Origin of the sequence: Micromonospora sp. C41, from assembly GCF_018070485.1 — a bacterium.
GTDB classification, from domain to species: domain Bacteria; phylum Actinomycetota; class Actinomycetes; order Mycobacteriales; family Micromonosporaceae; genus Micromonospora; species Micromonospora chalcea.
In genome coordinates this window covers 27693-50262 of sequence record NZ_JAGPXP010000037.1, presented here as the reverse complement: position 1 = coordinate 50262, position 22570 = coordinate 27693, and the positions used below count along the sequence as shown (strand labels likewise).

The following is a 22570-nucleotide window of genomic DNA, read 5'->3' as shown; positions in this document are numbered from 1 at the left end:
TGGTGGGGCGGGCGGGGTTCGAACCCGCGACCGAGGGATTATGAGTTGATCGGCCCACCCTGGCCCGACCTGCCCTTACGCCCTCTGACCTCGGGCCGACATGTGCGATCCGCACGGTGCGTGACCGGGAAACGCGGGCCGCGCCTTGCCTTCTGTCCCCATGGGGACGATCATCTGTCCCCGTGGCGAGCATCGAACGGCGAGGTGACTCCTGGCGCGTCGTGTGGCGCAACGACGGCCGCAAGCAGTACACCACCTGGCCAGCGCAAGCCTACGCCGAAGAGGCCGCCGCGATCGTCGAAGGCCACCGCGGGCGCATCACCGCCGACCGCGTCTACACCGACATGGGCATCGACCTGGGGGACAGTGATTCCCCCGCAGGGACAACGCTGCGGAAATGGTGCGAAGAATGGCTGCCGTCGAAGACGCGAATCACACCAGGAACGCGGCAACGATACGAGCAGCAATTACGCGACAGGATATACCCCGCCTTCGGTGACACACCCCTGACCCAGATCACCCCCGTCATGGTCGGCCGCTGGCTCAACGACCTGCGGGAGGCGATGGGCCCGAAGACCGTCACCCGCTACTACTCGCTGCTGCACACCGCGCTCGGCGCCGCCGTCCGCCACGGACACATCCCGCTGAACCCCTGCCACGGCACCGACTTCGTCCGCGACCAGGTTGCCGACGACGACGACACCGGCGGGCACCGCGCCGTCTACCTCACCCCGGCCCAGTACGAGCTACTGCGGGCGCAGTTCCCCTCGAGGTGGCATCCGCTGCTGGACTGCGTGGTGGAGACGGGCACCCGCTGGTCGGAGGTGACCGCGCTCGCCGCCCAGCACCTCGTGCCGGCCTCTGCCGGGTCGGGACCTCGACTGCGGGTGTGGCGGGCGTGGAAGGAGGCAAACGGGCGCCGCTACCTCGGAACGACCAAGGGACGCGCGAAGCGCGTCCTGCCCATCGGCGCCGACCTCCACGCGACGCTCGCCGGCCTGGTCGCCGGGCAGCCGCCGGAGACGCTGCTGTTCCGCGGCGACGACGGCGGGCCGCTGGACTACGACCGCATGTACGACCGCGTGTGGAAGCCGGCGCTTCACCGCGCCCGGCTGTGCCCTGAGCATCCGCCGCACGGGGAGGGCGCGCCACTGCCCGGCGCGCGGGGCCGGTGCCGGGACTACGGCGGCACCACCTGGACCGGGCAGCCGTGCGGCGCCCGCGTCGTCACCGGCACCACCCGCTGCGCCGCCCACTACGGGCCGCCGCCCGGCGCGGTGTCGGACTGCGACTGCTCCGGGGTGTTGCACGTCGCGCCGTCCTGGCACGACCTGCGGCACACCTATGCGAGCTGGTTGTTCTCGGACCCGCGCATGACGCCGCTGGCCATCTCCCGGCTCCTCGGCCACCAGCAGCTCGCCACCACGTCGGAGATCTACGGGGATCTGATGCCGCACGCGATCGATGCCGCGGTGGACGCGGTTGCGGATGCGAGAAGGTCGGCGCGGTCCTAGCCGGCGCGGCGCTGCTCGCCGCCGCCGGCTCGGTTGGCCTGGTCGATGATGTCGACGAGCTGGAGCATGGTCTGCCGCTGCTGCTCGTTGTAGTTCGGGTCGGCGAGGATCGCTTCGCGGACGCTGACCCGCCGCTCGTCGGAGGTGTGTGCGTCTGCGGGGACGATGCCCGCGAGGCGGTGTGCGTCGGTACGGGGGATGTCGAGCGCGTCGGCGAGGGCGTTGATGGTTTCCGCCTCTACCCGGGTGCGTGTGCCGAGGTCTTTGATCGTGTTCCGAGAAACACCTGATCGGCGGTTCAGCTCAGAATCTGACCACCCCCGGGTCGCCTGTTCGGTCTTGACCCGGACCCAGAAGTTGTACGCAGGACCCCGCTCCGCCATGTAGCAGGTTGTAGCACGACGTGCGGTTGCGGACATAGCGGCATCTCAGCAACTTAACCCAACGCACAACTTCGGACCCACTTGCTGCTTCATCTTGCGCCGTGTTGCTTCGTCGTCTAACGTCGGGATCGCACAACACGCAGCAAGACGAAGCAACAGGAGGCGTCGCGTGGATGAGCAGTTCCTGACCGTCGATGAGGTGGCCACACGCCTACGCGTCTCGCGATGGAGCGTCGGCCGCTACATCAGCTCGGGCGCTCTCAAGGCCATCAAGGCACCCGGCCCCAACGGCGCGGTTCGCATCCCCCTCAGCAGCTACGCCGCCTTCATCAACGACCACACCGTCACCGCGGAAGAGAGGACGCGATGACCACTCCCCTGCCCAACCTCATCCCCCTCAAGGACGTGGCCGCTCAGCTCGGGATGCCGCCGCGCAGGTTGCGTGACCGGCGCAAGCAGTTCACGCACGTCCGGATCGGCAAGGAGCTGTACCTCACGGACGGGCAGCTGGCCGACCTGATCGAGCAGTTCACGGTCCCGAGCGACACGACGAGCCGGCGGAAGCGGGACCTGGAGAAGACCCAGGAGCGGCAGTCCCGCCGCCGTGGCCCGATCCCCGGCCAGCGGCGCCCCGCCGCCTGATCTACCCCCGGCGCCCGCCCGGGCCCCGGACAGCCAAACGCCCCCGCTACCCGACCAAGAGCCGCAGGGGCGTTCGAACCGACAGGGAGTATCCCATGGACAAGCACCACATCCCCGCTCTCGGAACCGACGAGCAGCTGTACACATCCCGCAGCCCGTGGCCCGGTGGCGGCTACCGGTGGGACGTCGAGGGCCGCCTCGGCGCGATCACCTTCCACTCCCGCACCGGCCGGCTGACGGTCGTCGACCCGAACGGGTTCGAGGTCGCCGAGTTGGACGCCTCGTGGGCGGCGCAGGTCGCGGCGGCGGTGGACGCCGGCAACGAGGCGGCGGTGTTCGAGCTGCTGGCGGGTCACTACCGGACCGAGCTGGCGAAGGCGGGCTCCCGGTGAACACCACCGACCGGGCCGTGGACAGCTCCGGCCGCTGCCGCATCAAGGACAACACCTGCTCCACCTCCCGCCCGTGGCTCGCCTACGAGTCCCCGGCGTCCGTGGTGAGCACCCCGACGCCGCGCTGCCGCGACTGCGGGGCCACCGCCGGGCTGCGCACGTTCGTGGGCACGCCCCTCGCGCTGAAGCACCCGCAGTGGAAGTGCGCGAGCGGCTGCCGGGGCGGTGCCCGGTGAGCGCCCCGACGACGCGCCCGGTCCGCGTCAGCGACACGTGCCGCGCCGAGTGCGCCGCCATCCGCCCCGCCGACACCACCGCCGAGTGGACCGCCCTGGTCGCCGCCATGCCGGACGTGCAGCTCGCCCGGGCGGTGGACCGGCTGGAGGCGTTGCCGGGCGGCGAGTTCCGGCGGATCGCGTGCGCCGAGTTCGACCGCCGGGCCCGGTTGGCGCTGGTTGCGTCGATGTGCCCGTCCACCTACTGGACCGCCACCAACGGGAGCAACCGATGAGCAACGACACCAACAACCTGCGCCCCACCTACGGCGAGCCCGAGTTCGACGGTCCCGACCCGGACGGCGTGGACGACCCCGCCGTTCGCTGGAACCTCGACTTCGGCTGCAACCTCTCCTTCGGCATCGACCCCGAGGACTCCTCGCTCACCGTCTCGCTGAGCATCTCGGACTGGCCGCTGCGCAACGCGGGCTTGCAGAAGGCCGTGACCCACGAGCAGCTCCGCCAGTACGCGCTGTACCTGCTCCGCCTGGCCGACGACGCCCGGTTCATCGCCGCCGCCCGGGCGGAGGCGACCCGATGACCGGGCCGCTGGACCTCGCCGACATCCTCGCCCACACCCACTGGACGAACCCCGCACCCCGGCCCGGCGACGAACTGCCGCCGTACCCCGGCCCGAACCCGCCCACCCTGCCCGGCCCCTGCCACCGGCCCACGGTCGACGAGCTGATCGCCCAGTCCCGGGAGGTCGTCGCCGACGTGTACGCCACCATCGCCCGCAGCCGGGCCGCCAGGGGAGCCGACCGCGACGACCTCGGGCAGGTGGCCCGATGACCGCCCCGATCACCGTCTACATCACCCCGGCCGGGCAGCCCGCCGGCATTCCGCCGTGCTGCCCCAACTCGCCCACCGGCTGCCCCGACGACAAGACCGCCTGCGGCACCTGCGTGAACGGCTGCCCCGCCCCGGCCGGCGAGCCGTGCTGCCTCGACGACCTCGGGCAGGTGGCGTGATGTTCACCGTCACCCGCCCGATCGACTCACTCACCGAGCTGCCCGAGTTCTGCCCGCAGTGCTTCACACCTCTGCCGGCCGACTACCCGTTCGACCACGTCGCCATCGACCTGGCGCTCAGCGGCGACCCGGTAGTCCTCCGCTCGATGCACGAGGCGGAGGTCGCCGAAGCGCACCGGATCGGCCGCGAGCGTGGCATCGACTCGTGGACGCTGCGCCGCCGCTTGCAGGAGACGCAGTCGCAGTACGACCGCTGGGAGCAGCGCTGGTACCGGTCGCAGCGGGCGCGGAGGGGCGCCGCATGACCGCCGTGCCCCTGCCGCGCTTCCCGCGCCGCCAGCCCAAGCCCCGCAACCACGGCGCCTACAACTGCCCCACCTGCCAGGCACCGCCGTTCGCCGACCACACCGGCGACTGCGCCCGCCCCACCGCCGACGGCAACGCCTACCGGGGCGTGCTCATCGGCCTGCCGCTCGGCGTCGCGGGCTGGCTGCTCGCCGCCGCCCTCTTCATCGCCCTGATCAGGAGCTGACCATGACCAGCACCAACCCGCAGACCATCGCCGACACCTTCAATACCGAGCACGGCAGCGTCACCTGGGTCCGCTACTGGACCGGCACCCGCGACGACGCCCCCAAGTACGACCTCACCAACGGCAAGGCGTGGCTGCTCGGCGGACACACCCCCGTCGTCCGGCTGCGCGGCGAGCCGTCCTGCATCGCCCTGACCCACGTGGACGTCCTGCCGAGCCAGCCCGACGACATCGCCGACGACAGCCGCGACCTGCCCGACCCGGTCGACGCCGCCCAGCGCGTGAAGGAGTACATCTCCGCCACCGGCGACGGCATCTACGACGTGGTCGACGGCGAGGTGCTGTACGCCCGCGACCTGGAGGCGCTGCGCCGCGCGGCGGAGCGGGCCAGCGAGGTCGAGATGTGCGCCGAGAAGACGCAGATCGACCTGGAGAAGGAGCGCGCTCGCTCCGCCCAGATGAGCCGCGAGCTGGCCGAGGCCAGGGCCGGGCTGGAGCAGTGGCGGGCGACGTACGGGGAGGACGCGCTGCGGAACGCGCAGCAGATCCTCGCCGACCGGGACGCCGCCCGCGCCGAGATCGCCGGGCTGACCGCCGCCAACCAGCGACTCCTCAACCACCTCCACAACGCCACCCCCGACCTCGTCACCGCCCAGCAGCGCGCCGACCAGGCCGAAGACCGCGCCACCGACCTCGCCAACCGGCTCCACCGCGCCGAGCAGGAGATCGCCAGCCACAACAAGGCCGTCACCCACTGGGCCGGCCAGGTGCACCAGCTTCAGCAGATCGCCAACGCCGCCGCCTACGAGGTCGCCGACGGTCTCTGCCTCGACGGCGAGTGCGACCACGAGATCGAGGACGAGAACGCGCCCTGCCCGTTCGTCGAGACCCGGCACGCCACCGCCGCCGAACTCCTCGCCGTCAAGGCGCTGCTGATGAGCAGCGACGGCGACCCGCTCGACGACGGCGACGAGATCCCGGTCGGCGAGATCCGCCGCGTGCTGGGCGAGGCCCGGGCGGAGGTGGCCTGATGCCCGCCGACATCTACCCCATCGCCTCCATCACCATCCTCCCCGCCGCCATCTGCCTCACCCTCGCCTGGCTCCTCCGCGGCCAAGCCGGACGCCACACCACCGAAATGGTCCGCCCCCACGCCCCCTACATGAACCCGCTCACCGCCCGAGAGCGCGAGGCGATCCGCCACTACGCCCGCCTCGACATGAAGGGCCGCACCCCGTACGTGAACACCGTCAACAGCGAGGTGACCCGGTGACCGCGACCGCCTTCATCACCGAAAGCCCCCTCGTCACCGCCCGCCGCTACGTCGACCGCAGCCTCCGCAACGCCAGCGCCCCCGCTGAGATCGCGTGGCTCCACGCCAACCCGATCATGTGGCTCCGCGCCCTCCAAGGCATCCGCAACGACATCAACTTCCACATCGGCAAGGACCGCGCCCACCTCGCGCGCCTCAAGCCGAAGCCCGGCGAACAACCCACCGCCACCTACACCGAAGCCAAGGCCGAGGCGGACACCCGCACCGCCAGCCGGCTGCACGTCATCCAGATCGTCGAGCGGCAGATCAACGAGGTGAAAGCCCTCATCGGCCCAGACCCGCTGCCCCCGTACGTCATCCTCGGCGACCTCATCGCGGCGTTCACCGACATCGCGATGCTCGCCGACGCCGGAGACCTGGCCGCTGCCGCCGACAAGGCGATGTTCCACGCCAAAAAGATCAAGCGCGCCGCGAAGGGAGCCCCGTCGTGACCGCCCGGCTGCCCAACCTCGGCACCGTCCCCACCTGGCACGAAGACGCCCTCTGCCGCCAATACCCCGCCGACCTGTTCTTCCCCGAGCGCGGCGAAAACGCCACCTACGCCAAAGCCATCTGCCGCCGCTGCCCCGTCCGCGACCGCTGCCTCCAGTGGGCCCTCGACAAGCGCGAGCAGCACGGCGTATGGGGCGGCACCACCGAAAAGGACCGCCGCGACATGCAGCGCCGAGAGGCGGTGGCGGCATGAACGCCTTCACCTTCACCACCGACGCCAAGACCTTCACCGCCGCCGTCGCCTGGACCGCCAAACACCTCCCCACCCGACCCCACATCCCCGTCATCGCCGGACTACTCATCAGCCAGCACGACGGCATCACCACCCTGGCCGCGTTCGACTACGACACCAGCGCCACCACCACCCTCAACACCGACGGCAGCGGCAACGGCCAAGCGCTCGTCTCCGGCCGGCTCCTCGCCGAACTCGCCAAGACATTCCCCGACAAGCCCGTCACCGTCACCGTCGACACCACGGCACGCATCACCTGCGGCAGCCTCAAACTCACCCTGCCGCTGATGACCGTCGAGGACTACCCGACGCTGCCCGCCACCCCGCCGACCGTCGGCGAAATCGACGCCGACCGGTTCGCCGACCTCATCACCCGCGTCGGCCTCGCCGCCGACACCACCGGCGCCAGCAGCATCCAGGCGCTACGCGGCATCCACCTCGCCTTCACCGCCGACACCGTCGAAGCCCTCGGCACCGACCGGTACCGGGCCGCCCGCGGCCACACCGACTGGACCGGCAAGGTCGACAGCGAGGTCACCGCGCTCGTCCCCGCGGCCGTCCTCATCGACACCGCGAAGACGCTCCACGGCGCCGGGCAGGCCACCGTCGGCTGCGACAACCACCTGTTCTCCATCACCGCCGGCGGGCGCACCGTCACCAGCCGGCTGATGGCCGACCCGTTCCCCGTCCAGATGCGCACCGCCTTCGGTGGGCGCGGCGAGCAGCCGGTGACCATGTGGGCCGCCGACCTGTCCGCCGCCCTCAAGCGCGCCGACCTGGTCCGCGCCGACAAGAAGGCCGCCGTCGTCCTCCACATCACCGGCGACGGCCTGACCGTCACCGCCAAGGGCCAGGAGATCGCCGCCGAGACCGGCGAGCACATCGACTGCGCCTACTTCGGCGACCCGATCACCGTCCGCGTCAACCCGATCTACCTGGCCGACGCGCTGCACGGTCTCGCCTCGAAGCGCGCCGAGCTGTCCATCAGCCACCCGCACCGCCCGATCAACGTCACCTCGCCCGACGACCCGCAGCTGACCTACCAGCACACCGTCGTCCCGATCCGCAACTTGTCCGCCTGAAAGGAACCTGACATGCCGAACACCGTCGACCCGATGGCCGCCGTTCACGCCGAGCGCACCGTCCGAGAACTGCTGGAGCCGTACGAGGAGATCGACGCCGACTTCGCGGCGAAGACCCTGGCGGAGGCCACGGAGGCGCACTTCGAGTACCGCGACGGGCAGCGCCGGCTGGTGCTGGCCACCGCGTGGGAGGTCGACCCGGCCGCGCACGTCGGGCGGGCCGCCGCATGACCACCACCGAGGTCATCGTCACCGAACCCGGGCTGTACCCGAACATGCCCGAGGACGTCTACCATGCCGACCCCGTACCCGGCGGCAGTCTCTCCAGCAGCGGCGCCCGCCGGCTACTGGAGACCTGCCCCGCCCGGTTCGACTACGAGCGCCGCAACCCCCCGCCCTCCCGCGAGGAGTTCGACCTCGGCAAGGCGTTCCACACCAAGGCCCTCGGCGCCGGCGCCGACATCGTCGTGGTCGACGCCAAGAACTGGCTCACCAAGGACGCCAAGGCAGCCCGCGCCGCCGCGTACGCCGCCGGCAAGGTGCCGCTGCTCACCCGGCAGGCCGAGCAGGTCGACGCCATGTCCGCCGCCGTCCGGCAGCACCCGCTCGCCGGGGCGCTGCTCGGCAAGGGCGAAGTCGAGCAGTCGCTGTTCTGGACCGACGACCGCACCGGCATCTGGCGCCGCGCACGCACCGACCTGCTCCGCCCCGACGCCATCGTCGACCTCAAGTCCTGCGAGTCCGCCGACGAGGAGCACATCCGCAAGGCGATCACCCGCTACGGCTATCACGCCCAGGCCGACTACTACCGCGAGGCCGCCCGCGCGCTCGGCCTCGGCGACCTGCCGTTCCTGTTCGTGTTCGTCGAGACGGCACCGCCGCACCTGATCCACGTCGTGCAGGTCGACGCCGACGCGCTCGCCGCGGGCCGGCACCTCAACAACCGGGCCATCGACCTGTTCGCGCAGTGCCAGCGCACCGGCGAGTGGCCGGGCTACGCCTCCGACATCACCACCATCTCGCTGCCCCCGTACGCCCTCCGAGCCCTGGAGTTCTGACATGACCGACGTCGCCGTCCGCGCCGACCAGCACCTCGCCGTCCCCACCGGCACCGAACCCGCCACCGCCCAGCTCGTCCAGTGGGCCCAGGCCGCCCACGCCGCCCACAGCCTCGCCGAAGGCATCTGCAACACCGCCGTCGCCCCCCAGGCGTACCGCGGGAAGCCCGCCGAGGCCGCCGCCGCGATCCTCGCCGGCGCCGAGGTCGGCCTGTCGCCGATCGCATCCCTGCGGGCGTTCGACAACATCCAGGGCACCCCCGCCCCGAAGGCCATCACCCTCCGCGCCATCACCCAGGGCCTCGGCCACGAGGTCCGCATCGACAAGTCCACCGCCGCCGAAGCCGTCGTGTCCGGCCGCCGCAAGGGCGACACCGAATGGCAGACCTCCACCTGGACCATCGACCGCGCCCAGCAGATGGGCCTCACCGGCAAGGCCCAGTGGAAGCAGCAGCCCGCCGCGATGCTCGTCGCCCGCGCCACCGCCGAGGTGTGCCGGTGGATCGCCTCCGACGCCATCATGGGCATGCCCTACACCGCCGAGGAGATCCGCGACCAGGGCCCCACCATCGAGGCCCGGCCCGCCCCGAGGCTCGTCACCGCCGCCGACTTCATCGAGCAGCCCGCCACGCCGGCGCCGGCCGACCGCGAGGACTACTACCCGCCGACCGTCGCCGAGGTCGTCTCCGACATCAACAACGCCCGGACGCAGACCGAGCTGGACGAGATCAAGCAGGCGTGCCAGGAGCGCGGCATGCGCGACAAGGAGATCCTCGACGCCTGGTCGGCCCGGTCCGCGCAGCTCGCCGAGGCGGCCTGAGCCATGATCCACGACCAGTCCCGCCGCATCACCTGCGACGACCACTCCCGCTACACCGCCGGCTGCCGCGGCTGCCAGCACCGCGCCGCCGCCCGCGGCCGAGCCCGCACACGCGGCCTCGCCTACGGCACCTGGGAAGGCATCGTCGACGCCGCACCCGCCCGCCGACACATCGCCGAACTCACCGCCGCAGGCTGGACCGGACGCGGCATCGGCGCCGCCGCCTCAGTCTCCCGATCCGTCATCCACCGGCTACGCGCCGGCGTCGTCACCCAGATCCACAGCCAAACCCTCAAGGCGATCCTCGCCGTGCCCGTCAGCCGCCGCCACCCCACCGGCCACGACGTGGTCAACGCGATCGGCGCCGCCCGACGCCTCCAGGCCCTCACCGCCATCGGACATCCCGTGGCGAAGCTCGCCAGCGAACTCGGCGTGGACGTGCAGTCGGTGCGCCGGTGGCGGCAGCAGCGATTCCCGCACATCATCACCCCCCGCCACCGCGCCATCGCCGCCCTCTACGAGCGGCTCGCCACCGTCCCAGGCGCGTGCGAGCGGTCCCGCGCGTACGCCGCCCGGCGCGGCTGGGCCGGTCCGATGGCGTGGGACGACGACACCATCGACGACCCCGAGGCGCAGCCGCAGTTCGGCTCCGAGGAGCCGACCGACCCGGACGCCTACGACCCGATCACCGTCGGCCTCGCCGTCGACGGCCGGCTCACCCACGCACAGATCGCCGGCCACCGCCCTGACCTCGTCGAAACCGTACGCAGGCTCGCCACCCGCATGACCGACCAGCAGATCGCCGACCACCTCCGCTGGCCCGGCGCCGACGACGGACCCATCGGCCGCACCCGCGGCCAAAACGCCGTCAACCAGCTCCGCAACCGCGAAGGCATCCCCGCCATGCCCAAACCCGCCCTCGCCGTTCCGCACCCGAGCACCCGCATCCGCCGCGACCGCCGCGCCCGGCAGGCCGCGTGATCCGGCCCGCCGGAGTCCCGCACCGGCCACACCGGTCGGTGCAGGGCTCCGACAGACCGGCACCACCGCACACCACGAACCAGACCAGGGGGGACCTGATGAACAGCACCACCCCGCACCACACCGCAGAGGTCCACACCCTGCCCTACGACCAGGCCGCCCAACGCGCCGTCACCGCACTCACCAGCGGACAGGAAACCTTCACCCGCACACAGGTCGCCTACCTCATGGGCCTCGCCCTCCAAGTCGGCATCGACGCCGCCGAGCAGGCCGACGACCCCGCCCTCTGGCAGCTCGCCTACGAGACCGGCTACGCCGACGGCATCAGCGACGGCGAAGAAGGCGCTCTCGCCGAGGTGTGGGAGGGCATCCGCTTCGCCTACAGCGGCCCCCGCCGCCAGCCCGACCCGCGCCGCGGTGTCCGCGGCAACCTCACCGCCGCCGACGCCACCTGGTGGGCGCAGCGCGCCGTCGACCAGCGCGCCACCGAACGCGCCGCCCGCCAGCCGCGGCCCGACGACCACCCCGGTGGCGCCGTCGACTGGGAGACCGGCCGCCCAGTCCGGCACCTTGAGGTGGCGGCGTGACCGACATCGACCTGTGGGAGGGCATGGACACCGTGGCGCCACCCGAGCCCAACCCCTACGACGCCGGCACGCCCGAACACGAGGCGTGGCAGCGCCAAGAGGACCAGGCCCGCGCCGACGTGCTCACCGCCCGCCGCAAGCAACGCCAGGACGAAGAGACCGACCGGCAGCTCACCCTCATCAAGGCCCGGCACGCCGCCGAGCAGATGTGGGCCGAAGAGCAGGCCGCGCTCGCCAAGGCCGCCGCCGACGACGCCGCCCGCGTCCACGACGGCGCCACGTTCCTCCTCGACCTCCCACCCACACCCCCCGCCCTGTGGGGCAAGGGTGAGGACATCCTGTGGGCCCGCGGCGAAGCACTCATGATCGCCGGACCGCAGGGCGTCGGGAAGACCACCATCGCCGGGCAGCTCCTGCGCGCGGTCGCCGGCCTCCACCACGAAGTCCTCGGCCTCCCGGTGGAGCCGTGCGAGCAGCGGGTGCTGTACCTGGCCATGGACCGGCCCGAGCAGGCCCGCCGCAACCTCGGCCGCATGTTCGCCGGCAACACCGACGAGCGGGAGCTCCTCGCCGAGATTCTCCGCTTCTGGTCCGGGCCGCCGCCGTCGGACTTCGCCGCCGACCCGGCCTCCCTGCTGCGGCTCGCCCAGCAGCACGGCGCCGACGTCGTGTTCGTCGACTCGCTGAAGGACGCCGCGGTGGGCTTGTCGAAGGACGAGGTGGGTGCCGGATACAACCGGGCCCGCCAGTTGGCGCTCGCCGAGGGTGTGCAGCTGGTCGAGCTGCACCACGTGGTGAAGAACGGCGCCGACGGCGGGAAGCCGAACAACATCAACGGCATCTACGGGTCGACGTGGTTGACGTCGGGCGCCGGGTCGGTGGTGCTGCTGTGGGGCGAGCCGGGCGACCCGGTCATCGACTTCGTGCACCTGAAGCAGCCGATGAACGAGGTCGGGCCGCTGAAGGTGCTGCACAACCGGACGACCGGGCTGGCAGAGGTGTTCCACGACGAGGACACCGACGTGGTTGCTCTGGCCCGCCGGTGTGCGAGCACAGGTGTGTCGGCGCGTGAGGCGGCCGGCTGCATCTTCTCGGCGGAGAAGCCGACCAACGCCCAGGTGGAGAAGGCCCGGCGGAAGCTGCGCGAGCTGGTCAAGCAGGGCCTGTTGACCGAGCGGGCGGCGAATGACGGGAAGGGCGGGCGGGGGCAGGGGGACCGCTGGTTCGCGGCTGCTCCGGCGTCGTGGACGGGGGATGAGGAGCCTTCCGATGACCGATACGGGCAGTGACATGACGGGTGCGGAGCGTGTCGAAGAAACTCACGCGGAAACTCACACGGCCCCTCCCGACGAAAACTCACGGGGAAAGTCACGCATCGATACGTCCGCCGAGTTTGCGCAGGTCAGAAACTCACGCGCAGCTTCACAGAAACTCACGCGGCCCCTCCCTCGGAAACTCACGTTTTCCGGCCTCTCTATAGGGAGGCCGGAACGTGAGCCCGAGAGGGGGGAGATCAACAAAACCCCCACCGCGCCGGCCACCACGGAGCCCGAGCCCGTCGGTCCCCTCGCCGCCAAATACCTCGACCACCTCGCCGCCCAAGCCGCCGACGAAGACCTCGCCGCCCGGCAACGCGAAGCCCTCAACCGCCTACGCCGCACCCTCGCCCCGAAGGAGAAGCCATGACCCAGCCGACCGCCGCCTGCGACTTCCCCGGCAAACCCGGACCCGCCGGCCACATCCCCGCCTGCCAGCTCTGCCCCAACTCGCCCACCTACTGGCGCAACCAGCTCACCACTGAGCAGCGCGACCAGGTCGCCGCCACCGAGAGCGGCCAGTGGAAGGCCCCGACTGCCGCCGAGGTGAAGCCATGACCCAGCCGACCCCGCCCCGCGTCATCGGCCTCGACCTGTCACTCACCTGCACCGGCATCGCCGGCAACGGCTGGACCGACACCATCCGCCCACCCGCCAAGCTCCGCGGCCACGAACGCCTCCAGTGGATCGAGGACCGCATCGGCGACTTCGCCCACCGCTGCGACCTGATTGCGGTAGAGGGGCCCGCCTACGGAACCCAGCGCGCCGGCATCCAACGCGGCCACCACGAGCGCGCAGGGCTCTGGTGGCTCACCACTCAGCGGCTGTGGGTCAACAAGATTCCGTTCGCAGTCGTCGACCCCACCTCGCTGAAGCGGTACGCCACCGGCAAGGGCAACGCCGACAAGGCCGCCATGATGCTCGCCGTCGCCCGCCGCTTCCCCTGGTTCGACGGCGGCGAAGACGAAGCCGACGCGCTGTGGCTCGCCGCGATGGCCGCCGACCACCTCGGCCACCCGATGTGCGACATGCCCGCCGCAAACCGGAAGGCCCTCGACGCCGTCCAGTGGCCCGACCTGACCCTGGCGGTGGCGTGATGGGCCGCTGGGAGCAACTCACCGACCGGCAACAGACCGCCGTACTGGCCAACCTCCGCGGCTGGCTTCAGCTCGGCGACGACCCCGACCTGAGCGCCGCCGTCCACATGCTCACCGACCCGCTCGCCACCCACCCCGACCCGGCCGACCCCGGCTACTGCGGCAACGAACTCCACGGCGCCGACAGCGGCCCCTGCCCCGGCTGCGGCTGGGACTCCCACCCCATCCCCGCCACCCCCGCCCCGGATTGCGACGAGAGCGAGGCGGAACACGCCGGCGACTCGACATGCGACCGCTACCGGCCGTTCGACCCAGACAACGACCCCTGGGACGGCTGGGGCTACCTGGAAGGCGATGACGAATGACCGCGCTCGCCCCGATCCCGCCGAGGGTGACCCTCACGCCCGGCCCGGCCACCACCCGACCAGCGACCAAGGAGACCGAGATGGCCGCGCCCGACCGGGCCTGCCCGGACTACCCGAACGAGTGCATGCACCCGTGGCCGCACCGCCGTACCACCGAAAGCACTGTTCTGCACCTACGGATTGATCAAGGAGGTGATCCCGAGTGAGCTACTACGTGATGAAGCTCTACGGCCTCGTGTGCGATGTCTGCGAGTTCTCTGAGGATTACGTCCCCGAGGTGGACGAGCCGCGCAAGCTCGCGGCGACTCGTGCCGACTTCGCCGAGCGCGGATGGAAACGGGTCGGCGCCCGGGACATCTGCCCGAATCTTGACGCCGAGCACGAGGCCGCGAGGTCCAGCCGTGACTGACCTCGCCGCCGTGCCGCAGCCGGGCGACCCGCACGCCCGGCCCGGCACCCGCCCGAAGGAGAACACCGTGGCCTACACCGACGCCGACGTGCGACTGGTTGCGCTCGCACTCATCAACTCGTCCACGCCGCCGAGAAGCGACTTCCTGTACAACGTCGACCTGCCCGAGGTCGAGGCCCGCGCCGCGCTGAATGCCCTGGCGGTTGCCGGACGGCTGCTGCCCGCCGAGCCGGTCAACGACATCGAGGCGACCGGGCGGTGCTGCTGCGCTGGCTGCGCGGGCATGGGCCCCTGCGATCGAGAGCTGGGACGCAGCGATGACGACTGACCTTGTCCCGCTGCCCGCCGAGGCCGACCCGCTCGCCCGGCTCCTCGCCGTCTACCTCGACGGCCTCCGCAACCACCTCACCGCCGCCACCTACCGCCGCGACATCACCCACTGGCTCACCTGGTGCATCCAGCACGGCATCAACCCGCTCACCGCCTGGCCCGCCGACATCAAACGCTGGCAACGCCACCTCAGCGAGCACGGAGGGCGCAACGGCACCGGAGAAGCCGGCACCAGCCGCGCCCGCCGCCTCGGAGCCGTCAGCTCGTTCTACGGCTGGCTCATCGAACACCGCGTCGTCGAACGCAACCCGGCCGCCCTCACCAAGACCAGCCGCCCCGTCCGCGCCCCACGACGTGCCGCCGCCCTGTCCGACGAACACGCCGCCGCCCTCCTCCGCCAAGCCGACCTCGACACCGCCCGGGCCGCAGCCATCGTTTGGCTGCTCCTCGGCACCGGCATCCGCGTCGGCGAACTCCTCGCCGCCAACCAGGCCGACCTCGGGGTGGATCGGGGACACACGGTGCTGCACGTCCACGGCAAAGGCGGCAAAGGCCGGGTGGTGGTGCTCACCGCCGAGGTGAAGAACCGGCTCGACCGCTACCAGACCGGCCGCCGCGACCACCACACCGGCACCGTCGTCCTCGCCGGTCAGGCCGGCATCACGCCCGTCAGGCCGCTCATCGCCACCGAGAACGGCCGCCGGCTCGACCGCAAAGCCATCCGGCTCCTCCTGCGCCGGCTCGCCCGCGCCGCGAAACTCCCGGCCGAGGTGGTCGACCGGATGCACCCGCACGCCACCCGCGCCACATACGTCACCGCCGCCCTCGCCGACGGGGTGTCCATCTACGAGGTCGCCAAAGACGTCGGCCACGCGTCCACGGACACGACGCGCGGCTACGACCGCTCCCACTACGACCCGAGCTGCAGCGCGGCGTACCGGCTCGCGGGCCGGTGGAGCCGCCACATGCCCGACCAGGAAGGAACCCCGCTGTGAACGACGCCGAGCAATGGAATCGACTTCACGACGGCGACACGTACAAGGTCTACGACACCCGTGAGTTTCCGTTCCGCTACACCGTCACCGAGCCGACCGGCGGCGTGTGCACCGTGACCATCACCCGCTGGGGTGCTCGGTTCGCCATCGCGCGACGCAAGCGGAAGGCGGCCCGGGGGCGCGGAGACGCGTTCTGGACGAAACCGCTGGTCGACGAAGTGCCGAAGGACTGACAGACGACGGTGGGGCCGGATCCCTCGCCAGGTCCGGCCCCACCAGAGCAGCACACCCCACGGGCGGCCAGCTCAACCACCGGCAAGCCTACAAGGGGGGACCTGATGAGCACCGACACCACCTGCGACCTGTGCGGCAACCCCGTTCGCGACACCGCCTACGTGTGCCCCCGCTGCGTCGACACCACCGCGGCCCGCTACCTGCGCGACGTCGTCCAGGTAGCGGGGGAGGTCGAGACCACGGTGGCGCGGCTGGCCCGCTACTCCGACCGGCACGGACGCCTCATGCCCGACGATGACCCCGACGGTCGCCCGGACGGTGGGCTGCGGGTGACGCCACTGCCGTTCGATGCGGGAGCGAGGCAGCGCGGCGACCGGGCGATGAACGACATCGTCACGTGGGCCCGTCACGTCGCGGAAACGCGAGGGGTATACCCGGCTATGCCTGAGCCCGCGTTCGGGCCTCTGTGTGGCTCTCAGGGCGTTTGTCGTCATGAATCATGCTCGGTGATCTACGGCCGGCTGGTGCCGCACCCCGTCGCGCGGGCCGCCGCGTTCCTCCTCGGCCACCTGGAGTGGCTGCGGCACCGGCCCGAAGCCGAAGAGGCCATCAGCCAGCTCGGCGCCGCCGGCGCGACTCTCACCCGGATCGTGGATGCCCCGCCGCCGCTGTGGTACGCCGGGCCCTGCTACACGCCCATCGACGGCGGTGACGTGTGCATGGAGGAGCTGTACGCGCGCACCGACGACGGCGCCGTCAAGTGCCCGGCCTGCAAGAACCGCCACGACGTGCGAGAGCGTCGGGTGTGGCTGCTCGGTGAAGCCGACGAGGTGCTCGCCCATGCCTCGCTGATCGCGGCGGCGTTGACGGTGCTGGACCGGCCGGTGACGGCGTCGATGGTGCGCAACTACGCGGCTCGTGGGCGGATCGTGTCGCACGGTGTGGATGAGCGTGGCAGGCCGCTGTACCGGGTGGGTGAGGTGCGGCAGGTGGTATCCCGGCTCGCGGTGGGCGTCGCAGCTTGACAACCCTGTGAGCAGTGCGGACGATGGATCTACAGCGCCACCATTGTCTCCGAAGCCCCGCCGCATCCCCCGATCGGCGGGGCTTCGTCATGCCCGGGGGTGACGAGATGCCCCGCGCCCTGCGCGTCTGCCCAGCGCCTGGATGCCCACAACTCACAGCAGGCGGCCGATGCGGCACGCATAGACGCGAGGCAGACCAGGCACGAGGCAGCAGACAGCAGCGCGGCTACACCTCGCTGTGGCAGCGGCGCCGCGCGCTGTTCCTCCAGCGCCATCCGACGTGCCGACTCTGCCCCGCACCGGCCACCGTCGCCGACCACTACCCGGTTAGCCGGCGTGACCTGATCGCCCAAGGCGTGAAGGACCCGGACACCGAGGACCGGCTCAGGCCGCTTTGTGCGAGCTGCCACGGCAAGGAGACAGCCAAGCATCAGCCCGGCGGGTTCAATGCCCGCTGACGACCGAAGACAGCCTGCGGAGTAGCTACCGCAGGTAGGAAGCCCCACGTCCCTCCCGGCGTGGGGCTTCCGCCTTTCCGGGAGGAACCCATGAGAACCAGAGCCGACTCCCCAAAGAAGACCTGCACCGAGCCCGGCTGTGACGGCGCGCTGCGGGCACGTGGCCTGTGCTCGACGCACTACAACCAGCGCCACCAGCCGAACCGCCACGCCGCCGTCGAGACGGCGTGCACCGTCTGCCAAGCGCAGGTGCTGCGGCCCGCCAAGAGCGACCGCCGGCCTACCTGCTCGGTCACCTGCCGCACGCTGCTCCAGCACGGCGTAGCCACCGGCATGACCGGCCAGTACGACTGGGCCAACGACGCGGCGTTGCGCGCTCGTCGCGCGGGCGCCACGGTCATCGAGGTGTTCGACCGCACCGACGTGTTCGTCCGCGACAACTGGACGTGTCAGCTGTGCGGCTTCCCGGTCGACGCCACCGCGTCGCCGTTCGACCCGAGCAGCCCGACCGTGGACCACGTGGTGCCGCTGTCGCGAGGCGGTCAGCACACGATGGCGAACGTTCAGTGCAGTCACCTCGGGTGCAACGCCGCGAAGCAAGACCGGTGCGAGGTGACGGAGCGTGACACCCCTGGCACCCTCCCTCGGGGGGTGCCCCAAGCCCCGGACCACCGGGGAGGGCTGCGCGTACCGCCGCGACTGATCGACTTTGCGCGGGCTGTGGACTAACGGACGGTGATGAGCGATGGCTGATCCGGTTCGTAAGAAGCCGGTCTTGCAGGTCGTACGTGAGGGCAACCCGGGCAAGCGGCCCGTGCCGGAGAGCGTGAAGCTGCCGCCGGCTGACCTCGACGAGCCCGACTGGACGGACGTGTTCCCCGTCGTCAGGGACAAGAACTTGCAGGCGCTGAACCGGCGGGCGCGTGAGGTAGCCCGCCGGGAGTGGCGCCGCATCGTTCCGGTGCTGAAGCACGCCGTCGGCCTGGCGGCGGTGGACGCGACGCTGCTGCACGACTACTGCCTCTGCGTGGCCCGCATCGACCAGTGCGAGCGGGACCTGTCGACCCGGGGCCTGCTCATGGAGGGCGAGCGGGGCTGGCAGAAGAACGGCGCGACGACGATCGTGAGCCAGTACCGCGCCCAGCTGAAGGTGTACATCCGGGAGCTGGGTCTGTCGCCGTCGGCCCGGACGGGGTTCTCCCCGCCGAAGGACGACGATGACGACGACCCGTTCGACTGAGCTGCCGGTTCCGCGGCAGGCGCTGCGCGAGTTGGGCCTGACCGAGGAGCAGATCGACGAGGCGCTGGCCGCGCGACCACTGGTGGTGGCGTTTCAGGCCGATCAGGCCGAGGGCGCCTGGTTCGACGTCGATCGGGTGCGCAAGGCGATGCGCGGGCTGGCGTCGTTCAAGCACACAAAGGGCCGATGGGCGGGGCTGCCTCTGCGGCTCGGCCAGGGCCTGTCGCCGTGGCAGGTCGTATGGATCATCGCTCCGGTCTTCGGCTGGGTCCGCTACGACGAAGAGGTCGACGCGGTTGTCCGGGTGGTCCGGGCGGTGTGGATCGAGGTTCCCCGGAAGGCGGGAAAGTCGACCATCTCCTCGGGTCTCGGGAATCTGCTGCTGCTGGCCGACGGCGAGGTCGGCGCCGAGGTGTACGCCGCGGCGGGCGACAAGATGCAGGCCCGCCGGGTGTTCGATGACGCGAAGAAGATGATCCTCACGTCGCCGCACGCCCGAAAGCGGGTGCGCCCTCTGGCGGACGTGGTGGTCGACAACAAGCTCGGCGGCGTCTTCCGGGTGCTGTCCAAGGTCGCCGAAGCGGCGCACGGCCTGAACGTGTCGGGGGCCGTGGTCGACGAAGTGCACGTGCACAAGCGGCGGGACCTGGTCGACGCGATCGAGACGGGCACGGGCGCCCGGTCTCAGCCGCTGGTCATCTTCATCACCACGGCGGATGAGGCGACCGAGGGTTCGATCTACGACGAGAAGCACAATTACACCCGCAAGGTGGCTGACGGGATCGTTGACGACCCGACGCACTACGGGGTGATCTGGGCGGCCGAGGAGACCGACGACCCGTTCGCGGAGTCGACGTGGCGCAAGGCCAACCCGGGTCTGGGTGTGTCGCCGTCGGTGTCGTACCTGCGCAAGGAGGCACGGAAGGCGGAGACGACGCCGTCGTACTTCCCGACGTTCTGCCGGCTGCACCTGAACCGGCGGATGCGGGACCGGTCGCGGCTGATCGACCTGAACCAGTGGGACGACTGCGCGGGGATCGTCGACCTGGCGCGGCTGAAGGGTCGGCGGGCGTGGGGCGGGTTCGACCTGTCCGCGGTGTCGGACCTGACGGCGTGGTGGCTGGGTGTGGAGTCCACGCAGCCGGGCGTCGAGCTGGAGATGCTGTGGCACTACTTCGTGCCGGAGGACCGGGTCGAGGATCTGGAGCGGCACTTGCAGGTGCCGCTGGCGCGGTGGGTCGACGAGGGGTGGATCACCGCGACCGAGGGCAACGTCATCGACTACATGAAGGTCCGCGACGTGGCCCTGGCGGACTGCTCGGTGCTGGACATGCAGCGCATCTCCTACGACCGGATGTTCGCCGGCCAGATGGTGCAGGAGATCGACGCCGAGCTGAAGGGCGTCGCTGTGGTTCCGGTGGCGCAGACCTACATCGGCCAGTCGCCGAGCGTCAAGGAGCTGATGCGGCTGCTGGGCAGCTCCGGCGGCGAGCAGCAGGGCGGGCGGCTGCGTCACGGCGGTGACCCGGTGACGCGGTGGATGGCGTCGGTGGTGGAGACCCGCAGTGACGGGCAGGACAACTACCGGCTGGTGAAGCCGGACCGGGCGAAGTCGCAGGCCCGCATCGACGGGATCGCGGCGATGACGACCGGGCTGGACGGCTTCCTGCGCCGCCCGCAGGCGCAGGAAGAGCAGGACACAACAATCATGGTGCTCAGGTAGCCGGAGGAGGTCGCGTGCCCCTCTCCGACGACGAGAAGACCGTCCTCGCCCGGCTGTACCTGAAGGTTGGTCGGGCCGAGCGCCGTAACCGGCTGCTCGACGCCTACTACGAGGGTGAGCAGCGTGTCGAGCAGCTCGGGCTGGCGATCCCGCCGGAGCTGCGCCGGTTCCTGACGATCGTGGCCTGGCCGGGCACGTACGTGGATGCACTCGCGGAGCGGATCACGCTGGAGGGTTTCGAGCTTCCGGACGAGACCGAGAGCGACGCGGATCTGTGGCGGATCTGGCAGGCGAACGCCCTGGATCGCGAGTCGAAGCTCGCGCACCTGGAGGCGTTGAAGTTCGGTCAGGCGTTCATCGTGGTCGGCGCCGGCGACGCCGATTCCCCGGATGCTCCGTCTCCGGACGGCGGGGACGAGGACCGGTCGCGTGAGGCGGCGACGCCGCTGATCACGGTCGAGTCGTCGAACGAGATGGCGGTGGAGCTGTCGCCTCGCACCCGGCAGCCGGTCGCGGCGGCGAAGTTCTACACCGAGGACGGTGTCGCGCACGCGACGCTGTACCAGCCGAACGTCACGGTGTGGCTGGAGCGGCGCAACGCGACGTGGGTCGAGGTGGACCGGGACGAGCATGAGCTTGGTGTGGTGCCGGTGGTGCCGCTGACGAACCGGGCTCAGCTGTCGCGGCGTCATGGCCGGTCGGCGATGGCCCGGATCATCGGCCTGACGGACGCGGCGGCGCGGGCGTTGACGAACGCGCAGATCGCGACTGAGGCGCTGGCGGTGCCTCAGCGGTATGTGGTGGGTGCGCAGCCGGACGACTTCAAGGACAAGGACGGCAACGTTCTGACCGCGTGGGAGGCGTACTTCGGCGCGGTGTGGGCGTTGAAGAATCCCGAGGCGAAGATCGGTTCGCTGAGTGCGGCTGACCTGGCGAACTTCTCCGGGATCGTGAACCACTATGCGGCGCTGGTGTCGGGTGTGACGGGTCTGCCGATGCGGTATCTGGGGCAGGCGACGACGAACCCGCCGTCGGCGGAGGGGATCCTGGCGGACGAGTCGCGGCTGATCAAGCAGGTGGAGGACTTCGAGGTCGGCGCCGAGGCTGCGTGGGAGCGGGTGCAGGAGATCGGCGTCCGGATCCGTGATGGCGAGTGGGATCCGCGGATGAAGCAGCTGGAGACGAAGTGGCGCTCGGCGGCGACTCCGACCCGGGCGCAGGCGGCCGACGCGGCGGTGAAGCTGGTGAGCGCCGGGATTCTGCCGGTTGAGGCGGCGTGGGAGGACATGGGTTACTCCCCGGCCAGGCGGGCGAAGTTGAAGGCGCTGCGGGACGCTGAGCGGGCCGCTGACCCGGTGTTGGAGATTGCGCGGAGCCTGCCGTCGCAGCCAGCAGCGGCGCCGGTGGAGCCGGCTGATGCCGTCGCCGGCTGAGGTGGCTCGGGATCACGCGGCTCTGCGGCGGCGTTTGGGCGCGGCGGTGGCGGGTGAGGCTGCCCGCCTGTGGGGCGAGGTGGATCCGGCGCGGATCGGCCCGTCGTGGCTGCGTCTGGTGCCGCGGCTGCTGCTGGTGCTGGTCGGTGCGCAGACGGCGGCGGCCGGTCAGGCGGACCGGTACCTGGATGCGGTGCTGGACGCGCAGGGCATCGACCCGGCTGGTGTGGGCAGTGTGGTGCCTTCGGCGTTGGCGGGTGTCGCCTCGGACGGCCGGGACTTGTCGGATCTGCTGTATCAGCCGGCGATCCGGGCCCTGTCGGGGATCCGTGACGGTGCGTCGGTGGGGCAGGCGCTGGCGGGTGGCGGCGCGGGTCTGGACATGATCGTGCGGACGCAGGTGGCGGATGCGGGTCGGGTCGCGGATCAGGTGGCGACGGTGGCGCGGGATGTGCCGGGGTATCGGCGGATGCTGGTGGGTGGCGGGTGCTCGCGGTGCGCGATCCTCGCGGGGAGGTGGTACGCCTACAACGCGGGTTTCGACAGACACCCGCGTTGTAGACCCGGGGCGACTGCGTACATGTGCCGGCGCGGGAGGACACCGCCGACGAGGTCAGCACCGACCCGAAGCGGTACTTCGCCAGCCTGAGT

37 protein-coding genes are annotated in these 22570 nt (G+C 71.2%); 36 read left to right on the top strand and 1 reads right to left on the bottom strand.

Going from position 1 to position 22570, the window contains the following annotated elements:
* Nucleotides 1-221: 221 nt before the first annotated feature.
* The gene (locus KBX43_RS27710) at nt 222-1514 is read left to right on the top strand and encodes a site-specific integrase (RefSeq protein WP_210888091.1); all 1293 of its coding nucleotides are present in this window, start codon (nt 222-224) and stop codon (nt 1512-1514) included.
* Here the strand turns inward: KBX43_RS27710 and KBX43_RS27705 are convergent.
* Nucleotides 1511-1897, bottom strand: coding sequence for a helix-turn-helix transcriptional regulator (locus tag KBX43_RS27705; RefSeq protein ID WP_210888089.1), 387 nt, complete (start codon nt 1895-1897; stop codon nt 1511-1513). The two genes, KBX43_RS27710 and KBX43_RS27705, sit on opposite strands and share 4 nt — an antisense overlap.
* Nucleotides 1898-2066: 169 nt before the next feature.
* Between KBX43_RS27705 and KBX43_RS27700 the strand changes: the two genes are divergently transcribed.
* The 35 genes from KBX43_RS27700 (at nt 2067) to KBX43_RS27530 (ending at nt 22568) form a co-directional block, all read left to right on the top strand.
* A complete protein-coding gene (locus KBX43_RS27700; protein WP_210888086.1) occupies nt 2067-2267 on the top strand; it encodes a helix-turn-helix domain-containing protein in 201 nt (66 codons plus the stop codon).
* The gene (locus tag KBX43_RS27695; RefSeq protein WP_210888083.1) at nt 2264-2539 is read left to right on the top strand and encodes a hypothetical protein; all 276 of its coding nucleotides are present in this window, start codon (nt 2264-2266) and stop codon (nt 2537-2539) included. Before KBX43_RS27700 ends, KBX43_RS27695 begins: the two co-directional genes overlap by 4 nt.
* Nucleotides 2540-2634: 95 nt before the next feature.
* Nucleotides 2635-2931 carry a hypothetical protein gene (locus tag KBX43_RS27690; protein ID WP_210888080.1) on the top strand — a complete coding sequence of 99 codons (297 nt, stop codon included), beginning with the start codon at nt 2635-2637 and terminating at the stop codon, nt 2929-2931.
* Nucleotides 2928-3167 carry a hypothetical protein gene (locus KBX43_RS27685; protein ID WP_210888077.1) on the top strand — a complete coding sequence of 80 codons (240 nt, stop codon included), beginning with the start codon at nt 2928-2930 and terminating at the stop codon, nt 3165-3167. Before KBX43_RS27690 ends, KBX43_RS27685 begins: the two co-directional genes overlap by 4 nt.
* A complete protein-coding gene (locus KBX43_RS27680) occupies nt 3164-3442 on the top strand; it encodes a hypothetical protein (protein ID WP_210888072.1) in 279 nt (92 codons plus the stop codon). Before KBX43_RS27685 ends, KBX43_RS27680 begins: the two co-directional genes overlap by 4 nt.
* Complete coding sequence (locus KBX43_RS27675; RefSeq protein WP_210888069.1) at nt 3439-3747, top strand: hypothetical protein; 309 nt, start codon at nt 3439-3441, stop codon at nt 3745-3747. Before KBX43_RS27680 ends, KBX43_RS27675 begins: the two co-directional genes overlap by 4 nt.
* Nucleotides 3744-3998 (top strand): hypothetical protein, encoded by a 255-nt coding sequence (locus KBX43_RS27670; protein ID WP_210888066.1) that lies wholly within the window; start codon nt 3744-3746, stop codon nt 3996-3998. Before KBX43_RS27675 ends, KBX43_RS27670 begins: the two co-directional genes overlap by 4 nt.
* Nucleotides 3995-4177, top strand: a complete 183-nt coding sequence (locus tag KBX43_RS27665; protein WP_210888063.1) for a hypothetical protein — start codon at nt 3995-3997, stop codon at nt 4175-4177. Before KBX43_RS27670 ends, KBX43_RS27665 begins: the two co-directional genes overlap by 4 nt.
* Nucleotides 4177-4482 carry a hypothetical protein gene (locus KBX43_RS27660; protein WP_210888060.1) on the top strand — a complete coding sequence of 102 codons (306 nt, stop codon included), beginning with the start codon at nt 4177-4179 and terminating at the stop codon, nt 4480-4482. Before KBX43_RS27665 ends, KBX43_RS27660 begins: the two co-directional genes overlap by 1 nt.
* Nucleotides 4479-4709 (top strand): hypothetical protein, encoded by a 231-nt coding sequence (locus KBX43_RS27655; RefSeq protein ID WP_210888057.1) that lies wholly within the window; start codon nt 4479-4481, stop codon nt 4707-4709. The genes KBX43_RS27660 and KBX43_RS27655 overlap by 4 nt, the downstream gene beginning before the upstream one ends.
* A gap of 2 nt (nt 4710-4711) precedes the next feature.
* Nucleotides 4712-5740 (top strand): hypothetical protein, encoded by a 1029-nt coding sequence (locus tag KBX43_RS27650; RefSeq protein ID WP_210888054.1) that lies wholly within the window; start codon nt 4712-4714, stop codon nt 5738-5740.
* Nucleotides 5740-5982 carry a hypothetical protein gene (locus KBX43_RS27645; protein ID WP_210888052.1) on the top strand — a complete coding sequence of 81 codons (243 nt, stop codon included), beginning with the start codon at nt 5740-5742 and terminating at the stop codon, nt 5980-5982. The genes KBX43_RS27650 and KBX43_RS27645 overlap by 1 nt, the downstream gene beginning before the upstream one ends.
* A complete protein-coding gene (locus KBX43_RS27640; protein WP_210888049.1) occupies nt 5979-6473 on the top strand; it encodes a hypothetical protein in 495 nt (164 codons plus the stop codon). The genes KBX43_RS27645 and KBX43_RS27640 overlap by 4 nt, the downstream gene beginning before the upstream one ends.
* The gene (locus KBX43_RS27635; protein ID WP_307851609.1) at nt 6470-6727 is read left to right on the top strand and encodes a WhiB family transcriptional regulator; all 258 of its coding nucleotides are present in this window, start codon (nt 6470-6472) and stop codon (nt 6725-6727) included. The genes KBX43_RS27640 and KBX43_RS27635 overlap by 4 nt, the downstream gene beginning before the upstream one ends.
* Nucleotides 6724-7848, top strand: a complete 1125-nt coding sequence (dnaN, locus tag KBX43_RS27630) for a DNA polymerase III subunit beta (protein ID WP_210888046.1) — start codon at nt 6724-6726, stop codon at nt 7846-7848. The genes KBX43_RS27635 and dnaN overlap by 4 nt, the downstream gene beginning before the upstream one ends.
* A gap of 12 nt (nt 7849-7860) precedes the next feature.
* Nucleotides 7861-8079, top strand: a complete 219-nt coding sequence (locus KBX43_RS27625) for a hypothetical protein (protein ID WP_210888043.1) — start codon at nt 7861-7863, stop codon at nt 8077-8079.
* The gene (locus tag KBX43_RS27620) at nt 8076-8906 is read left to right on the top strand and encodes a PD-(D/E)XK nuclease-like domain-containing protein (protein WP_210888040.1); all 831 of its coding nucleotides are present in this window, start codon (nt 8076-8078) and stop codon (nt 8904-8906) included. The genes KBX43_RS27625 and KBX43_RS27620 overlap by 4 nt, the downstream gene beginning before the upstream one ends.
* A 1-nt stretch (nt 8907) precedes the next feature.
* Nucleotides 8908-9726 carry a hypothetical protein gene (locus KBX43_RS31980; protein ID WP_210888038.1) on the top strand — a complete coding sequence of 273 codons (819 nt, stop codon included), beginning with the start codon at nt 8908-8910 and terminating at the stop codon, nt 9724-9726.
* A gap of 3 nt (nt 9727-9729) precedes the next feature.
* Nucleotides 9730-10707: a hypothetical protein gene (locus KBX43_RS27610; RefSeq protein ID WP_210888035.1), complete on the top strand. Its 978-nt coding sequence runs from the start codon at nt 9730-9732 to the stop codon at nt 10705-10707.
* 98 nt (nt 10708-10805) lie between these two features.
* Nucleotides 10806-11294, top strand: a complete 489-nt coding sequence (locus KBX43_RS27605) for a hypothetical protein (RefSeq protein ID WP_210888104.1) — start codon at nt 10806-10808, stop codon at nt 11292-11294.
* Nucleotides 11291-12583 (top strand): AAA family ATPase, encoded by a 1293-nt coding sequence (locus KBX43_RS27600; protein ID WP_307851608.1) that lies wholly within the window; start codon nt 11291-11293, stop codon nt 12581-12583. The genes KBX43_RS27605 and KBX43_RS27600 overlap by 4 nt, the downstream gene beginning before the upstream one ends.
* A complete protein-coding gene (locus KBX43_RS27595) occupies nt 12564-12980 on the top strand; it encodes a hypothetical protein (protein ID WP_210888032.1) in 417 nt (138 codons plus the stop codon). Before KBX43_RS27600 ends, KBX43_RS27595 begins: the two co-directional genes overlap by 20 nt.
* Entirely contained in the window at nt 12977-13168 is a 192-nt protein-coding gene (locus KBX43_RS27590; RefSeq protein ID WP_210888029.1) for a hypothetical protein, read from the top strand. The genes KBX43_RS27595 and KBX43_RS27590 overlap by 4 nt, the downstream gene beginning before the upstream one ends.
* Nucleotides 13165-13707 carry a hypothetical protein gene (locus KBX43_RS27585; RefSeq protein WP_210888026.1) on the top strand — a complete coding sequence of 181 codons (543 nt, stop codon included), beginning with the start codon at nt 13165-13167 and terminating at the stop codon, nt 13705-13707. Before KBX43_RS27590 ends, KBX43_RS27585 begins: the two co-directional genes overlap by 4 nt.
* Entirely contained in the window at nt 13707-14072 is a 366-nt protein-coding gene (locus KBX43_RS27580) for a hypothetical protein (RefSeq protein WP_210888024.1), read from the top strand. Before KBX43_RS27585 ends, KBX43_RS27580 begins: the two co-directional genes overlap by 1 nt.
* Before the next feature lie 202 nt (nt 14073-14274).
* On the top strand, nt 14275-14481 hold the full coding sequence (locus KBX43_RS27575) for a hypothetical protein (RefSeq protein ID WP_210888021.1): 207 nt from the start codon (nt 14275-14277) through the stop codon (nt 14479-14481).
* Entirely contained in the window at nt 14474-14809 is a 336-nt protein-coding gene (locus tag KBX43_RS27570) for a hypothetical protein (protein WP_210888018.1), read from the top strand. Before KBX43_RS27575 ends, KBX43_RS27570 begins: the two co-directional genes overlap by 8 nt.
* Nucleotides 14799-15806, top strand: a complete 1008-nt coding sequence (locus KBX43_RS27565; protein WP_210888013.1) for a site-specific integrase — start codon at nt 14799-14801, stop codon at nt 15804-15806. The genes KBX43_RS27570 and KBX43_RS27565 overlap by 11 nt, the downstream gene beginning before the upstream one ends.
* Nucleotides 15803-16039, top strand: coding sequence for a hypothetical protein (locus KBX43_RS27560; RefSeq protein WP_210888010.1), 237 nt, complete (start codon nt 15803-15805; stop codon nt 16037-16039). Before KBX43_RS27565 ends, KBX43_RS27560 begins: the two co-directional genes overlap by 4 nt.
* 105 nt (nt 16040-16144) lie before the next feature.
* Nucleotides 16145-17065, top strand: a complete 921-nt coding sequence (locus KBX43_RS27555) for a hypothetical protein (protein ID WP_210888007.1) — start codon at nt 16145-16147, stop codon at nt 17063-17065.
* Nucleotides 17066-17613: 548 nt separating this feature from the next.
* Nucleotides 17614-18252 carry an HNH endonuclease gene (locus KBX43_RS27550; protein WP_210888004.1) on the top strand — a complete coding sequence of 213 codons (639 nt, stop codon included), beginning with the start codon at nt 17614-17616 and terminating at the stop codon, nt 18250-18252.
* Nucleotides 18253-18298: 46 nt separating this feature from the next.
* On the top strand, nt 18299-18763 hold the full coding sequence (locus KBX43_RS27545) for a phage terminase small subunit P27 family (protein ID WP_210888001.1): 465 nt from the start codon (nt 18299-18301) through the stop codon (nt 18761-18763).
* Nucleotides 18741-20486, top strand: a complete 1746-nt coding sequence (locus KBX43_RS27540) for a terminase large subunit (protein ID WP_210887999.1) — start codon at nt 18741-18743, stop codon at nt 20484-20486. The genes KBX43_RS27545 and KBX43_RS27540 overlap by 23 nt, the downstream gene beginning before the upstream one ends.
* Nucleotides 20487-20500: 14 nt before the next feature.
* Entirely contained in the window at nt 20501-21919 is a 1419-nt protein-coding gene (locus tag KBX43_RS27535; RefSeq protein WP_210887994.1) for a phage portal protein, read from the top strand.
* Nucleotides 21903-22568 (top strand): hypothetical protein, encoded by a 666-nt coding sequence (locus KBX43_RS27530; RefSeq protein WP_210887992.1) that lies wholly within the window; start codon nt 21903-21905, stop codon nt 22566-22568. Before KBX43_RS27535 ends, KBX43_RS27530 begins: the two co-directional genes overlap by 17 nt.
* Nucleotides 22569-22570 lie beyond the last annotated feature (2 nt).